This window comes from Dictyobacter vulcani, assembly GCF_008974265.1.
Classification (GTDB): domain Bacteria; phylum Chloroflexota; class Ktedonobacteria; order Ktedonobacterales; family Ktedonobacteraceae; genus Dictyobacter; species Dictyobacter vulcani.
Window position 1 is genome coordinate 323,683 of the sequence record NZ_BKZW01000001.1, and the last position, 14,610, is coordinate 338,292.

A 14,610-nucleotide genomic window follows, 5' to 3' on the forward strand; every position below is an offset into this window, starting at 1 on the left:
TCTACTTTTGAAGTGGGTGTATTTTTCTTAAACCAATACGACCCAGAGCTTAGATGCTGCCTCAGCACTAATGCAAACCACCCGCTCACCCGCCAGTAATCGCACCTGCTCTGGTGCTTCCTCGGCTGGCATATCTTCGCTGGCCTGCGCCAACATGACCAACTGCGTTCCCGGCGTTAATCCCTTCTGATGCATATACATAATCAACGCTTCTTCATCTTCTACCACCTCCGAAACACAAAGAATCTTTACGCTGGTTCCATTGGACACAGTAGAAAGCCGCAACGCATGATTATCCTTAAGGTACGTACGAGCGTTAGAGACAGAACCAGGGATCGGGTTCCCATGGGGACAGGTCATAGGATTATTCAAGCTAGCAATAACCCGCGATTCAACCGCACCTGAAATGAAGTGTTCCAACCGGCAAGCCTCTTCGTGAACTTCGTGCCATTGCATTCCCAACATATCTACCAGAAAACGTTCCGTCAGACGGTGCCGGCGCAAAACAGCCTCAGCCGCTTGATTCCCCGCCTCCGTTAAAGATACATGGCGTTTTGTATTCATCTCTACATAGCCATCACGCACCAGACGTTTGAGCATTTCTGTAACCGTAGGTGCTGAAACCTGAAAACGCTCGGCAAGGCGAGCCCCGATCACCACCTCTTCTTCCATACTCATGTTGTAAATCATTTCCAGGTATTCTTCAACGGTTGCACTTAAAATATCTTCTGTTTTCATGGCACTATGTCCTGTTTTTCTACTATCTTCAAAAAGCTACCAGACATACAGCAAGGAGGCTTTGAATTGGAGGTCGGAAAAGGAACAACGGAGGTTTCCTCTTCCATCAATTGTAGGTGCATTTCCCTGCTCCCTACATCATTACTAGTGTAGCATTTTTTGTAGGTTCAGTCTATATGCACAATGCAATCATTACGTCAGGACAGGCATTCGCTTCATATTTTACTTACTACTTTATTTTTCCGCTAACGCAAAAGGATAACAATCCTTCGTACACTTGCATTTGTATTTAACAATTGCAGAGCAGACTATAGTGAATGGGAAAGGAGAAGTAAAAGTATGGAGCAGGACCCAATGCCAAAAGCGTCTGGCTATCATAACAAAAGTCTTTCTTTTATAGCCAGAAGTCTACGGCTCTCTTTCCATTCTATAACCCCCAGGCAAATAACGTTGCTTCTATGCAGTATCTTACTGCTCTGCAGCTCATATGTGACCGCTCAGTGGTACCCAGAAGCCTACGCTGAATCAATGCGAATCAATAGAAGAGCCAGTTGCTCCTGGCATCGTGTAGCCAGCGGTGATACGCTCAATGGAATTGCATCCGCGTATCGTTCCAGTACAGCCACGCTGGCGCGTATCAATAATATCCGCAACGTCAATCTCATATTTACCGGTCAGAATCTCTGTATTCTTTCTAAAGCTGGATGGAGATCCGCCGGGATCAAGTCCAATGGTCGAGTTACATGGTATGCTTATGGCGCGTTGGAATGGTCGAACAGGCACCAGGCACATTATTTGTTGTGCAACGCAGCCGCACGCTATGGCCTGCCGCAAAGTCTGATGCTTGCCATTGCCTGGCAAGAGAGTGGTTGGAACCAACATGTGATCGCCCAGGATGGTGGCATTGGGATGATGCAAATTATGCCTTATACAGCGCAGGGACTCAACCGTCAGGTTAATGGTCACTATGATCCCTATAAACTACAGGATAACATCGAGTTGGGGGCTATTTACTTGCGTTCACTCTGGCATGGCTTTCATGGTAACAAAACCCAAATTATTAGCGCCTACAACGAAGGAGGTTGGAACGTCCAGCATCGCGGTATTTTCAACTGGCGCTACGTCAACAGTGTCCATGCGCTCATGCGACGCTATTAACTACCCCAAAAAAACTAAGCTCAAGCTTGACATGCGAGGATTTTCGCTCTATACTAGTGTCATATACAATCGAATAATGAAGCCACGAACAGGAAGAGTACATAGCTGTGTATGGGCACAGAGAATCGGGTATGGTGGAAACCGATACCAATCTAGCTATGGAATGGACCTGGTAGCTAAAGAGCGAACATTTCAGTCAGGCTTAGAAGCAAGATGAAATAAGTAGTACTCTTTCGGAATGTCCCCCGTTACTGAGGACAGGATATAAAACTCGATAACGCTGTCTCCTCCTTGAGAGTTTTTATAGAGAGTGTTACGACTATTGTATCCGGCAAAGAGAGGTTTCCTATTCATTTCAGAGGTACACAATATACTAATACCTCGGGATAGTTAACCTGAAACGAGGTGGTACCACGAAAGCGCTAAATATCACGCTTCTCGTCCTTGTAGGGATGAGGGGCGTTTTTTATTGGGCATTTTTAATAGATATTATGAACAATCGCGGAGGAAACACTATGTCAGTCGATATGAATCAGAAGGTACAGCCAGCCATGGCTCAGGATAAGCCTGCAACCAAAAAACGTGTCTTCTCGGGTATCCAGCCAACGAACAATATTCATCTGGGCAATTACCTGGGTGCCATTCGTAACTGGGTTGAGACACAAGATCAATACGATAACATCTTTTGTATCGTCGATCTGCACGCCATTACCTTACCAATCGAGCCCAAAGAGTTGCATAGTAATATCCGCAAGTTGGCCGCCTTATACCTGGCCTGTGGTCTGGATCTCAGCAAATGCAGTTTGTTTGTCCAATCACATGTGCATCAGCACGCTGAGCTGAGCTGGATCTTAAACTGCTATACGCCAATGGGCTGGTTGAATCGCATGACGCAGTTCAAAACCAAGGCGGGTGAAGATATGGAGTCAGTTGGAACTGGACTGTACTGCTATCCAGTGTTGATGGCCGGAGACATTTTACTCTATCAAACTGATATGGTCCCGGTTGGTGATGATCAGCGGCAACACGTTGAGCTCACACGTGACCTGGCACAGCGTTTTAACGGCCTCTATAACAAACCAGTCTTTACAATTCCTAAAGCCGATATTCGCACCGCCGGGGCACGCATCATGTCCCTGGCAGATCCAACCAAAAAAATGAGTAAAAGTGATCCAAATCCCAATGCGTATATCACCTTGCTGGACGATCCAAAGACGATTAAGAAAAAGATCGGACGCGCCACCACCGACTCTGAACGCCTGGTCACGTTTGATCCTGCTCGTCCCGGTATTACCAACCTGCTAACGATTTACCAGGCGCTTACTGGCCAATCACAACAACATATTGAAGCAGAGTTTGCGGGTAAAGGTTATGGCGATTTTAAAGCGGCCCTGACAGACTGCCTGGTAGAAACACTGGCACCTATTCAACAGCGCTACCATGAATTGATCAGCGACATGCCTGCTCTGGAAGGTGTGCTCAAACAAGGCGCAGATGAGGTACGTCCACTTGCAGAAAAGACGATGATTAAAGTCAAAAAGGCCATTGGCCTGGGCTAAATCACACGTAGGCCAGATGTCAACTAAAAAGGTGCCCTGCCAGGGGCAGTTGCATAGCGGTAGACGAAATGGGTATGAATATGTACTATCCAACATTAGATGAGGTAAAACAGATCCGGGCTGCACTTATGCAGTCCGAACAGAGCAGGACGGGTGAGCCAGATAAACGCCGCCCGTTGCTGCCACTGTATAGCGATATCCTTGCTGATATGGAAACTCCGGTCTCGGCATATTGCAAAACGGCCCAGAAGCCCTATAGTTTTCTGTTGGAAAGTGTTTCGGGTGGTGAGCAGGTCGCTCGCTACTCTTTCATAGGGATAGATCCATACCTGGTCATGATTCATCAAGGCGAAACAGTCAGGTTGCGGAAGATGAATACAACGCGGGGAACATACTATGAAGAAGAGTTGGCCTGCCATGATCCGCTACAATTGCTTGAGGCAGAACTCGGCCAGTATCGGTTGATTAAACCACCTCATCTGGAACGGGCCCATGATCAATTGCCCAAGTTCTTTGGTGGCGCAGTCGGCTACCTTTCCTATGATACTGCGGCACGTTTTGAGCGGTTGCCTCAGCCAAAACCAAATGAACTGGATTTACCACTGGCAGTTTTTATGCTGACGGAAACGGTGCTGGTCTTTGATCATGTACGTCATAGCGTGCGTGTAGTTACCCATATCCATCTGGATGCGGAAGATATTGAGGCCGAGTATCAACGTACCAGAGCAATCGTGGATGATGTACAGGCACGGCTACAGCAGCCAGTGCGGTTACCAGCAGAGCCTCAACCTATTCATGATGCCGACGCGCTACGGGTAACATCTAATCGCACACAGGCAGAATTTGAGGAGATGGTCACGTGCGCGATCGAATACATCAAAGCCGGTGACATCTTTCAGGTGGTGCCTTCGCAACGCTTGAGCCGCCATGTCAATGCATCACCCTTTACCGTTTATCGCGCCCTGCGCGCCATCAATCCTTCGCCGCATATGTTCTTTCTTGACTTAGAAGATTTTCATCTGGTTGGGGCCTCGCCTGAACTTCTAGTGCGCTATGAAGACAATGAAGTAACCATTCGTCCAATCGCTGGCACGCGTCCACGCGGCGCTGATAAACAGAGCGATGAGCAACTGGCCATCGAGTTACAGCAGGATCCCAAGGAACGAGCAGAACATATTATGCTGCTGGATCTGGCCCGCAATGATGTTGGCCGCGTCAGTGAGGTTGGCAGTATCCAGGTAGACGATTTTATGACTATTGAACGTTACTCCCACGTCATGCATCTGGTTACCAACGTTTCTGGACGGTTACGTGAAGGGGTTTCAGCCTTCGATGCGCTACGCTCGGGTTTTCCGGCTGGCACAGTCTCAGGGGCTCCAAAGATTCGAGCCATGGAGATTATCAGCGAGCTTGAAGGAGAGACACGAGGCGTCTATGCTGGAGCCGTTGGCTACTTCAGTCACACCGGTGATCAGGAAACCGCGATCGCCCTGCGTACCATGGTCATCAAAAATGGTCGAGCCTACATTCAGGCAGGTGGTGGGGTAGTAGCTGACTCAACACCATTCAATGAGTATCAAGAGAGCTTGAATAAAGCCAGAGCGCTACTGCGTGCACTGGACGAAGCTGAACAGATTGCTGATGTCAATCGACAGACAGCCCTTGAGTCGCCCACGATTCCACAGAGAGGGAGAAAGTAAGATGCTCTTGCTACTCGATAACTATGACAGCTTTACCTACAATCTGTACCAATATCTGGCGGAAATCGGGGCGGAGATCATGGTGCGGCGCAATGATCAGATTACCCTGGCCGAGATTGACCAGCTACAACCAGGGCATATAGTGGTTTCACCAGGACCCTGCACGCCGAATGAAGCGGGACTCTCCTGTGAAATCATCGCTACCTTTGGTCCACACATTCCGACTCTGGGCGTCTGCCTTGGTCACCAGTCAATTGGTCAGGTCTATGGTGGACGCGTGGTGCGCGCCCCCGAGCCAATGCATGGCAAGACCTCACAAATGCATCATGATGGTCATGGCGTATTTAAAAAGTTACCACAGCCATTTGAGGCTATTCGCTATCATAGCTTAATTGTCGAAGCGGCCTCGCTTCCTGAAGAACTTGAGGTTACCGCCAGGACCGATGATGGCTTGATTATGGGACTTCGCCACCGCGTGCATCCAGTACAGGGCGTGCAGTTCCATCCAGAATCGATTATGACGACCTATGGCAAAGATTTATTACGGAACTTCTTAGAGCAGTAGAACATATTCAACACGAGCACAGCGTCTGCTGCCATTGCAAGCCAGAGAGGATAATTTTGATCATGATTCGCGAAGCTATTGCTCATATCGCTTCGGGGGCTACACTCAATACTGAAGAGGCCGCTGCCGCCATGGAAGAAATCATGAACGGCACGGCAACTCCTTCACAGATTGGCGCATTTCTGACAGCCCTGCGCCTGAGACCAGGTGGAGAGACGGTGGAAGAGATCGCTGGGCTGGCCCAGGTCATGCGCGATAAGGCTGTACAGGTGCAGCTTAATGAACAAACATCCGGGCGTGCGATGGATACCTGTGGTACCGGCGGCGATGGATCTGGCACATTAAATATCTCGACCGCCGCAGGGATTATCGCAGCAGCCGCAGGAGCTACCGTCGCTAAACATGGCAACCGTTCAGCCACGAGTAAGTGTGGTAGTGCCGACGTATTAGAGGCCCTGGGAGTAAAAATTGACCTGGGACCCGAGGCACTGGCACGTAGTGTGCAGGAGTGTGGCTTCGGTTTTATGTTCGCGCAGACCTATCATCCAGCCATGAAATATGTTGGACCCACACGACGCGAAATTGGTATTCGTACCGTTTTCAATATTCTGGGCCCACTGACCAATCCAGCACACACACCCTACCAGGTGCTAGGGGTGGCAAATGACTCATTAATGCAGAAAATGGGCGAAGTTCTCTTGCACCTGGGCTGTAAACACGCTTTGATTGTCCATAGTGAAGATGGGCTGGACGAATGTTCGCTGAGTGCTCCTACCCATATTTGTGAGGTCCGCGCCGGTCAGGAGATGCGTACATATACAATTACACCTGAAGAAGTAGGATTAACCAGGATCACCGATAGACAACATTTTCAAGGTGGGGATCCAAACCATAATGCAGCTATCTTGCGCGATATTCTCTCAACATATCAGGCAACACCGGCTACCGATATGATCTGCTTGAATGCAGCCGCCGCACTGATGGCCAACGAACAGGTATCATCCTTTAAAGAAGGTATTCGCCTGGCACGGGCTACACTACAAGAAGGAAAAGCAAAACGCAAACTCGCCGAGGTCATTGAATGTTCCCAGGCATATGGCAGATAGGTAAAACGTATGTTTCTCAATAAAATTGTTGATCAGACACGCATAGACTTAGTCCAGCGCAAGCTAGAGCTTCCCCAGGAACAACTGCAACAGATAGCTCTGGAACAGCCACGCCCACGCGATGTCCTGGAAGCGTTTGAGCCTCGTGATAAAGTACATCTGATTGCCGAGGTCAAGCGCGCCTCGCCTTCTAAAGGCATGCTCGCGCCTGATCTGGATCCAGTAGAGACGGCGCTCTTATATGAGCGCCACGGCGCATCGGTTATCTCGGTGTTGACTGAGCCACATTTCTTTCTTGGCTCACCAGAATATCTGACTGCCATCAAAAACGCGGTCAGTATCCCGGTATTACGTAAAGATTTTATCATTGACGAATATCAGGTCTATGAAGCACGGGCCTGGGGGGCCGACATGATTCTGTTGATCTGTGCTATTCTGGATGATCAACAGTTACGCCATCTGCTCCAACGAGCTACAGCGCTACGGATGCGTGTGCTGGTTGAAGTTCACAGTCGTGAGGAGGCCCAACGCGCCATCGATGCGGGAGCCATGATTATCGGCGTAAATAGCCGTAACCTGACTACCTTCGAGATGAATCCGTATCTATTGCGCGATATCCGACAGATGCTCCCCGAAAATCGCATCATTGTAGCTGAGAGCGGTATCCATTCTGAAACTGATGTACGCCGCCTGGCTCGTTACGATGTGCAGGCTATGCTGGTCGGAGAATCACTGGTTGTCTCCAATAATATTCCTGACCAGATAGGAATGCTTCTACAGAGTACGACCCATAGCATGCAGGTCAAAATTTGTGGTCTGCACGATACAGAGGGAATCGATGCGGCAGTAGAAGCTGGAGCAGATATGCTGGGCTTTATCTTCCATGAACCCAGTCATCGTTATATCGCGCCCGAGCAAGTTCCAGCGTTACTGCAAACCCGCCAGAGCTATAGTCAACCGCCCAAAGGACAACTACGTCCCGATCTGGTCGGCGTCTTTGTCAATAAAGATGTCAACTATATCAATGATGTAGTCGAACAGGCCGGCCTACACTATGTGCAACTCCATGGCAATGAGTCACCTGAATTCTGTCAGCAAATTAAACGTCCTGTGATCAAAGCGCTCGCGTTAAATGAGCAGGCTGATCTGGAAAAACTAGCAGCTTATCAGGAGGTAACATGGCGACTACTCATCGATACGCCGACACCAGATTGGGGTGGCACGGGCCGAACCAGTAACTGGGATCTGGCTCATCAAGCAGCACAACGCAGTAAAATCCTTCTGGCCGGAGGCCTCACGGTCGATAATGTCAGGACTGCCATCCAACAGGTTCAACCCTGGGGCATCGACGTCAGCAGTGGTGTCGAAACCAACAAACAAAAAGATAGACAAAAAATCGCAGCCTTTGTGGCGCAAGCACGTTCGTCCATGGTAGGCGAGCAGGGAAGAAGGTAATCATGCAACCAACACCAAACACGTATCAACACGGCTTCTATCCCGATGAACGGGGACGTTTCGGCGACTTCGGTGGCAAATTTGTTCCTGAGAATCTGATGGCGGTCCTGGCTGAATTAGAGGTCGCCTACAAAGATGCCCTGCAAGATCCTGCCTTCATGGCTGAACTCAATCAGGAACTGGCCAGTTATGTGGGGCGGCCAACTACCCTGCACTACGTTCCACGCTTCTCTGAGCTGGTGGGCAACGATGTTAAGGTTTACCTGAAACGTGAAGATCTTGCCCATACTGGTGCGCATAAGATCAATAACGCACTGGGTCAGGGAATGCTGGCCAAACGAATGGGCAAAAAGCGTATTATTGCGGAGACAGGAGCAGGCCAGCATGGTGTGGCCACCGCCACGGTATGTGCTAAACTCGGTCTGGACTGCATCATCTATATGGGTGAGGTAGATATTCAGCGCCAATCGCTCAACGTGTTCCGCATGAAGCTCCTGGGAGCCGAGGTACGCTCGGTGGATAGCGGAACTAAAACGTTGAAGGATGCGATCAACGAGGCCATTCGTGACTGGGTGACCAATGTCGAAACCACCTTCTACCTGTTTGGGACCGCCGCTGGTCCAGCCCCTTATCCACGTATCGTACGTGACTTCCAGGCCGTCATTGGTCGTGAGGCACGGCAGCAAATCATGCAACAGGAAGGTCGGATGCCGGATCAGATCTATGCCTGTGTCGGTGGTGGCAGTAATGCTATTGGCATTTTTTATCCTTTCGCTGATGCCAGCGATGTCGAGCTGATTGGTGTCGAAGCAGGTGGTAGCAGTATGGAGCCCGGTCAGCATGCCTCTACGCTGGTCGTTGGTCGCCCTGGAGTCTTACATGGAGCAATGAGCTATCTATTGCAGAATGAAGATGGGCAGATTATGGATACCCATAGTATCTCCGCCGGCCTGGATTATCCTGGTGTTGGTCCAGAGCATAGCTATATGAAGGATAGTGGGCGCGCCAGTTATGTGACCGCCAGCGATGCAACCGCACTCAAGGGATTGGAAGCGCTCAGTCGTACAGAAGGGATTATTCCTGCTCTGGAGTCATCCCATGCAATCGGCTATCTACTGGAGCAGGGAGAGCAGGGGAAGATTCCTGCGGGCTCGCTGATTATCATCAATCTCTCAGGTCGTGGTGACAAAGATATGATGACGGTCGCCAAGGCATTTAATGTCAATCTATAGCAGGGATCACCTGGATAAAACAGGCGTTGGTGCGCGTCTTTTGCAGGTGCACCAACGTTCTCTATGGACAGTGGTTGCAGGAGAAAAAACCATGGAAACAAGCTCGATTAGTGTCATTGAACAGGATGGTCATGGGGTTCCAGCCCAAAAAATTACCCGTGCTTTTGAACGGGCCCATGCGGAAAAACGGGGAGTACTCATTCCCTATTTCATGTGCGGTTATCCAGGCATCAAAGCTTCAGTAGATGTTATCCTTGCTGCCGCCGAAGGCGGAGCCGAGATCATCGAGTTAGGCATGCCTTTTAGTGATCCTCTTGCAGATGGAGCGACCATTCAACATGCGGGACACATTGCATTGGAAAATGGCATGAGTATTCAAGGCTGTATGGAGATCGCCAAACAGGTCTCGGCCAGATGTGATGCCACCTTATTACTGATGGGTTACTATAATCCTGTCCTCTCTTATGGCTTAGAACGTTTCTGTGCCGCAGCCAGGGCGAATGGCGTTAGTGGCTTGATTATTCCAGACCTACCAGTTGAAGAAGCCGATCCGCTACAGGCGGCGGCTTATCGCCATGGCCTCGCCCTGATCTTTCTGGTTCCACCTACAGCTCCGGATGAGCGCATCGCTATGGCAGCTCAACGTACCACAGCTGGACCTGGTGGTTTCATTTACTGTGTATCGCTAAGTGGTGTTACTGGTTCACGGCAGGAACTACCAGCACATCTACAAAGCTTTATCGCTCGCATTCGTGCTGCGACACAGGAACATCCATTGCCGCTTGCCGTCGGATTCGGGCTCTCAACCCCTGAGCATATCGCCAGTGTCACCAGCTATGCTGAAGGGGCCGTCGTGGGGAGCGCACTGGTGAAATTAATTGAGCAACATCAAGCGGATGACCCTGCTGCCGCGGTTAAAACGTATATTCAGAGTCTACAAAAACAGTAATCGTGATGGCATCAGTATCACTAGCAGGATTGCGGCCTCTAGTGTTCGCTAATGCTTATCTTAAAGCAAGCAAGAGTCAAGGATCACAAGCTACAGCTATCGGAGATTTTAACTGATTTTAAGTGCTGGCGGACTATGTGTACATACGCGGACACACACTAACAGTTAGATGATACAGATAAAAAATTGCTGTCATCCTTTACAATAGAGGATACATCCGCCTGTTCTTATCTCACAGAGAAGGCGGAGAGAGCCGTTGAAAGGGATGGTCTAATAGAATGTATTGTCGAGGAATTCGTGGTGCAACTACAGTAGAACAGAATGATCGCGAGGAGATTCTGGCAGCAACCAGAGAACTGCTTGAACTGATAATCACCAGAAATGCACTGAAAACTGAAGATATTGCCAGCGCTATCTTCTCACTCACGGCAGATCTGGACGCAGAATTTCCAGCAGTCGCAGCCCGAGGATTAGGATGGACCGATACCGCGTTAATGTGTACCCGCGAAATCCCGGTTCCTGATAGTCTGGGAAAATGTATCCGGGTGCTCATACATGTTAATACAACCCGTAGCGCTAACGAGATACAACATGTATACATTAAAGGTGCGGTAAATTTACGTCCTACATTTAGTGTGGACGCATAACTAAAACGCCATCATTTGTCTGAAACATAAAATGCATCGTCGCAACAAAGAGCAGGTGCCGGCAATCATGACGAAGAGGTCAAGATGGACCGTTCATGCTATCAATATATGTGCAGGAACTATCGAGGTGCTACAATGCATCTTTTTATATTCCCGACCTCTGCATTATAATCATAAGGAGTAACTTTTCATGATTGTCGTAATGAAATCCACCAGTAGTAATGAGGATGTACACCACGTTATGGCCTTTTTAGAGAAACATGGACTAACAGGACACCTTTCCCAGGGTGTGGAGCGCACAGTGATTGGCGTGCTGGGGGCGGTTGGCTCAACAGGTGCGCCCGGTAGCATTGGTGGCATTAATCCCGCCATTGGTGAGGCGCTTGAGGGCTTGCCCAATGTGGATAATGTGGTGCGTGTCTCCAAACCATATAAACTTGCCAGCCGCGAGTTCCATCCAGAAGATACGGTGGTTGAGGTTCCTTCAGCTTGCGTTGATGGTGGCATGGTCCGCATCGGTGGGAGCGAAGTTGTGATGATGGCCGGACCCTGTACCGTCGAGAGCGAAAAACAATTGATGACGACTGCCGCTGCTGTACGTAAAGAAGGAGCAGTGATACTGCGTGGAGGTGCCTTTAAACCATCGACCTCACCCTACGGCTTCCGCGGACTGGGTGAAGAAGGCTTAAAACTACTTGCCAAAGCCCGCGATGAGTTTGGCATGGCGATCATTACCGAAGTCATGACTCCAACCGATGTCGCTATGGTCTGTGAATATGCCGATATCCTGCAAATTGGTACCCGCAATATGCAGAACTATATGTTGCTGGACGAGGTTGGGCGTACACGCAAGCCAGTCGTCTTGAAGCGTGGTATGTCAGCGACCTTTGAGGAGTGGCTACTGGCGGCGGAATACGTGCTTTCACAGGGTAATCGCAATGTTATTCTCTGTGAGCGTGGTATTCGTACCTTTGAGAAAACCACCCGCAATACCATGGATATCAGCGCCATTCCTTTGATCAAACGCCTCTCCCACCTGCCCATCATTTCTGATCCCAGCCAGGGAACCGGCCGTCGCGACCTGGTGGGACCAATGTCTCTGGCATCCGTAGCCGCAGGCACTGACGCATTGCTGATCGAGGTTCATCCTAATCCAGATGAGGCCCTCAAAGATGGTGCACAATCCGTAACCATCGAGCAATTCCGCGCATTGATGCCTCAGATACATGCCATTGCAGCAGCGATTGGACGTGAGGTAATCACCAGGTAAACCTGATCACTGAGAGGCATTAGAAGCTCACGCCTCGCGCGGAGCGATCCTGATGCCTCTCAATATCCCTATAAGCGCAGATCTTTTTGATAATAGGCCATCTGGGTCGGGGCCTCCTCTACGCCCACCATAATGCTGTGCAAACCAGCGCGTGGATACTCCTCAAGCACATTACATAACTCTTCACAAATATACTGGGCAAGCAATTCAGCGGTAGAATTTTCAATAGGAAGTTCAACCACGTCTGTGATTGGAAAGACATAGCGCTTCTCACGAAAACGGATCTCCCAGGCATCCACCAAACGCGTTAAATCTAGCTGATCATTGTGCAACGGCAACAAGAAACGATGGTCCAGGTGCTGACAAATCTCTTTGGTACGCTTCTTCAAGACCGTAAAATCAAATACTAAATTATCTGGCCCAAGCTCACCTTCCACCTCAACCAGCACACCATAATTATGCCCATGTAGGCGCTCACATTTACCACTATAGGTAATAAAATGAGCTGAGCTAAAATTTAAGTAGCCGCCTTCAACCTTCACCTTCCTCAAAATTTGCGTACCAGCCATACCAGGATCCTCATTTTCTCTTATATAGTGTTTAATGCCCATTCTTTCGGTAATCTCTTCACCTGTTTTTTCATGGCTTCGACACTATACTATATCAATACTGCTATCAGATAGCTTGCTTTTTAATAGCATGCTGTCCAATCGCGTGAGCGAAGTCGCCGGCCAGGCTATCACATTTCCGCCATACTGATCAGCTTGCCATTATTGCGTGGCGGCGACTTCGCTAGCCGCGAGTGAGCGGCATTCACGATTGCTTTTTCATAGCATACCATTGCACCAACAGTGGCACAAGAGCATGGCGTCCCATGGCTTGAGAATTGATCTCAGCAGAATATGGTATACTTAAAAAGGCTAGCAGGGGCTCTCCCTGCGCACATGACGAAGGAGACAAAAAACAATGAATGTTGCTGATACGTTCGCATCTATGCAGAAACTCTTCAATCCCGCTGCCGCCGCCGGACTAAATAAGACCATCCAATTAAATATTACTGGTGCTGATGCAGGCGTCTATGCTTTAAAAATTCAAAATCAAACCTGCGAACTTGTTCCCCCTGAATCGACAAAACCCGATCTTACTTTAACAATGAGCGATCAGGATTGGATTGCCCTTACACAGGGACAGCTTAATCCGATGAATGCTTTTCTCTCGGGAAAAATAAAAGCTACTGGCGATATGTCTCTGGCCATGAAAATCCCTAATCTGTTTCCAGTAAAATAAGCAGATATTTACACTTATAAACGTACAAAAAAGGTATATGCTTCTCTATAATAGTATATACCTTTTTTGTACTTGTAATGTACCAAACCTGATCAACCTTGCAGTACTATAAGGACCTATGGTATACTCCTCTTGACTAAGTAATGTCTTTGCCAGGCACTTTTGGAATACGGCAATCCGTAGAAAGGCGTCCGACATGGTCCTTAGGAGCAGTGAGTTACACCATAATCTTCAATATCTCAATAGTATGTTGACCACTCATGAGGCAGCGAAACATCTCGATCTTAGTTATTGGCACTTTATGCATCTGGTAGAAGCCGGAAGGATACCTGGAGTACGGGTTGTCGATCGCTGGCTCTTTTCGCCAGATGACCTGAACGACTATAGACGAAGCAAATTCGGAGTTCTGGAAGATCTGGCCAAAACAGCCCTTGAAAATCCCAGAATTGGACTGACAGAGAAACAGGCCGTCATCTGTCACTATCTACTCGCCAATCAACGTCCTTCTGAAATCGCTCGCAAGCTTCAACAATCTCGACAAGCAGTCCATTCACAAATATCACTGATTCGTGAAAAAGTCACACGAGTACAGGCCACCCCACTTATCCCACCCGAATCAACCACAGCAAGGAATACAATGCCAGCCACAAAACGCATAACGCGCAGTAAGCGCTTGCAAGCGCCGCTACCTTAGTAAGAGTGAATTCAGGATAGCCAGGTACATCCAACATTCGATATCACTATATACCTGGATTGCACACCAATATCTCTTTATGAATATATGAAAACAACAAAGAAGGGTTATGCTTCTGAAGAATCTTCCAGAAGGTGACGCGATATATCCTATTGGTAAACTAAAAAAATAACAACAATATGCCTTTATAAACTGAATAAATAATTCAGTAAGACTATCTTTGATAGCAGCCAACGTAGCATCCTACGGC

General features: G+C 48.8%; 14 protein-coding genes. 12 read left to right on the top strand and 2 right to left on the bottom strand.

Annotated features, from left to right (window positions below; genetic code table 11):
- Positions 1–27: 27 nt before the first annotated feature.
- Entirely contained in the window at positions 28–738 is a 711-nt protein-coding gene (locus KDW_RS01345) for a metal-dependent transcriptional regulator (RefSeq protein ID WP_151754297.1), read from the bottom strand.
- 528 nt (positions 739–1,266) lie between these two features.
- On the opposite strand from KDW_RS01345, the gene KDW_RS01350 reads away from it, so the two are divergent.
- The 10 genes from KDW_RS01350 to aroF all read left to right on the top strand — a co-directional run bounded on the left by KDW_RS01350 (position 1,267) and on the right by aroF (position 12,379).
- Entirely contained in the window at positions 1,267–1,896 is a 630-nt protein-coding gene (locus tag KDW_RS01350) for a LysM peptidoglycan-binding domain-containing protein (protein ID WP_162004855.1), read from the top strand.
- A 515-nt stretch (positions 1,897–2,411) separates the two neighbouring features.
- Positions 2,412–3,455 carry a tryptophan--tRNA ligase gene (gene trpS / locus KDW_RS01355; RefSeq protein ID WP_151754299.1) on the top strand — a complete coding sequence of 348 codons (1,044 nt, stop codon included), beginning with the start codon at positions 2,412–2,414 and terminating at the stop codon, positions 3,453–3,455.
- A gap of 80 nt (positions 3,456–3,535) precedes the next feature.
- Entirely contained in the window at positions 3,536–5,155 is a 1,620-nt protein-coding gene (trpE, locus tag KDW_RS01360) for an anthranilate synthase component I (protein WP_151757271.1), read from the top strand.
- A gap of 1 nt (position 5,156) precedes the next feature.
- Complete coding sequence (locus KDW_RS01365) at positions 5,157–5,720, top strand: anthranilate synthase component II (RefSeq protein WP_151754300.1); 564 nt, start codon at positions 5,157–5,159, stop codon at positions 5,718–5,720.
- 59 nt (positions 5,721–5,779) lie between these two features.
- Positions 5,780–6,826, top strand: a complete 1,047-nt coding sequence (gene trpD, locus KDW_RS01370) for an anthranilate phosphoribosyltransferase (RefSeq protein WP_151757272.1) — start codon at positions 5,780–5,782, stop codon at positions 6,824–6,826.
- A gap of 9 nt (positions 6,827–6,835) precedes the next feature.
- Positions 6,836–8,281 carry a bifunctional indole-3-glycerol-phosphate synthase TrpC/phosphoribosylanthranilate isomerase TrpF gene (trpCF, locus tag KDW_RS01375; RefSeq protein WP_151754301.1) on the top strand — a complete coding sequence of 482 codons (1,446 nt, stop codon included), beginning with the start codon at positions 6,836–6,838 and terminating at the stop codon, positions 8,279–8,281.
- A gap of 2 nt (positions 8,282–8,283) precedes the next feature.
- Positions 8,284–9,513, top strand: a complete 1,230-nt coding sequence (gene trpB, locus KDW_RS01380) for a tryptophan synthase subunit beta (RefSeq protein WP_151754302.1) — start codon at positions 8,284–8,286, stop codon at positions 9,511–9,513.
- 91 nt (positions 9,514–9,604) lie between these two features.
- Positions 9,605–10,462, top strand: a complete 858-nt coding sequence (trpA, locus tag KDW_RS01385; RefSeq protein ID WP_151754303.1) for a tryptophan synthase subunit alpha — start codon at positions 9,605–9,607, stop codon at positions 10,460–10,462.
- A gap of 278 nt (positions 10,463–10,740) precedes the next feature.
- The gene (gene aroH / locus KDW_RS01390; RefSeq protein ID WP_151754304.1) at positions 10,741–11,109 is read left to right on the top strand and encodes a chorismate mutase; all 369 of its coding nucleotides are present in this window, start codon (positions 10,741–10,743) and stop codon (positions 11,107–11,109) included.
- A gap of 190 nt (positions 11,110–11,299) precedes the next feature.
- Positions 11,300–12,379, top strand: coding sequence for a 3-deoxy-7-phosphoheptulonate synthase (gene aroF / locus KDW_RS01395; RefSeq protein WP_151754305.1), 1,080 nt, complete (start codon positions 11,300–11,302; stop codon positions 12,377–12,379).
- Positions 12,380–12,447: 68 nt separating this feature from the next.
- Here aroF and KDW_RS01400 read toward each other — a convergent pair whose 3' ends face one another.
- Positions 12,448–12,948 (bottom strand): 6-pyruvoyl trahydropterin synthase family protein, encoded by a 501-nt coding sequence (locus tag KDW_RS01400; protein ID WP_162004856.1) that lies wholly within the window; start codon positions 12,946–12,948, stop codon positions 12,448–12,450.
- Positions 12,949–13,345: 397 nt separating this feature from the next.
- Here KDW_RS01400 and KDW_RS01405 point away from each other — a divergent pair, with 397 nt between their 5' ends.
- Positions 13,346–13,666, top strand: coding sequence for an SCP2 sterol-binding domain-containing protein (locus KDW_RS01405; RefSeq protein WP_151754307.1), 321 nt, complete (start codon positions 13,346–13,348; stop codon positions 13,664–13,666).
- A 196-nt stretch (positions 13,667–13,862) separates the two neighbouring features.
- Positions 13,863–14,360, top strand: coding sequence for a helix-turn-helix domain-containing protein (locus KDW_RS01410; RefSeq protein ID WP_151754308.1), 498 nt, complete (start codon positions 13,863–13,865; stop codon positions 14,358–14,360).
- Positions 14,361–14,610: the final 250 nt, after the last annotated feature.

What these genes read in the sequence shown, in the direction of transcription:
- KDW_RS01365 (WP_151754300.1), top strand. Translation starts at nt 5,157, where the DNA reads ATGCTCTTGCTACTCGATAACTATGACAGCTTTACCTACAATCTGTAC.
- trpA (WP_151754303.1), top strand. Translation starts at nt 9,605, where the DNA reads ATGGAAACAAGCTCGATTAGTGTCATTGAACAGGATGGTCATGGGGTT.
- trpCF (WP_151754301.1), top strand. Translation starts at nt 6,836, where the DNA reads ATGTTTCTCAATAAAATTGTTGATCAGACACGCATAGACTTAGTCCAG.
- trpE (WP_151757271.1), top strand. Translation starts at nt 3,536, where the DNA reads ATGTACTATCCAACATTAGATGAGGTAAAACAGATCCGGGCTGCACTT.
- aroH (WP_151754304.1), top strand. Translation starts at nt 10,741, where the DNA reads ATGTATTGTCGAGGAATTCGTGGTGCAACTACAGTAGAACAGAATGAT.
- KDW_RS01350 (WP_162004855.1), top strand. Translation starts at nt 1,267, where the DNA reads ATGCGAATCAATAGAAGAGCCAGTTGCTCCTGGCATCGTGTAGCCAGC.
- trpB (WP_151754302.1), top strand. Translation starts at nt 8,284, where the DNA reads ATGCAACCAACACCAAACACGTATCAACACGGCTTCTATCCCGATGAA.
- trpS (WP_151754299.1), top strand. Translation starts at nt 2,412, where the DNA reads ATGTCAGTCGATATGAATCAGAAGGTACAGCCAGCCATGGCTCAGGAT.
- KDW_RS01400 (WP_162004856.1), bottom strand. Translation starts at nt 12,948, where the DNA reads ATGGCTGGTACGCAAATTTTGAGGAAGGTGAAGGTTGAAGGCGGCTAC.
- KDW_RS01405 (WP_151754307.1), top strand. Translation starts at nt 13,346, where the DNA reads ATGAATGTTGCTGATACGTTCGCATCTATGCAGAAACTCTTCAATCCC.
- KDW_RS01345 (WP_151754297.1), bottom strand. Translation starts at nt 738, where the DNA reads ATGAAAACAGAAGATATTTTAAGTGCAACCGTTGAAGAATACCTGGAA.
- aroF (WP_151754305.1), top strand. Translation starts at nt 11,300, where the DNA reads ATGATTGTCGTAATGAAATCCACCAGTAGTAATGAGGATGTACACCAC.
- KDW_RS01410 (WP_151754308.1), top strand. Translation starts at nt 13,863, where the DNA reads ATGGTCCTTAGGAGCAGTGAGTTACACCATAATCTTCAATATCTCAAT.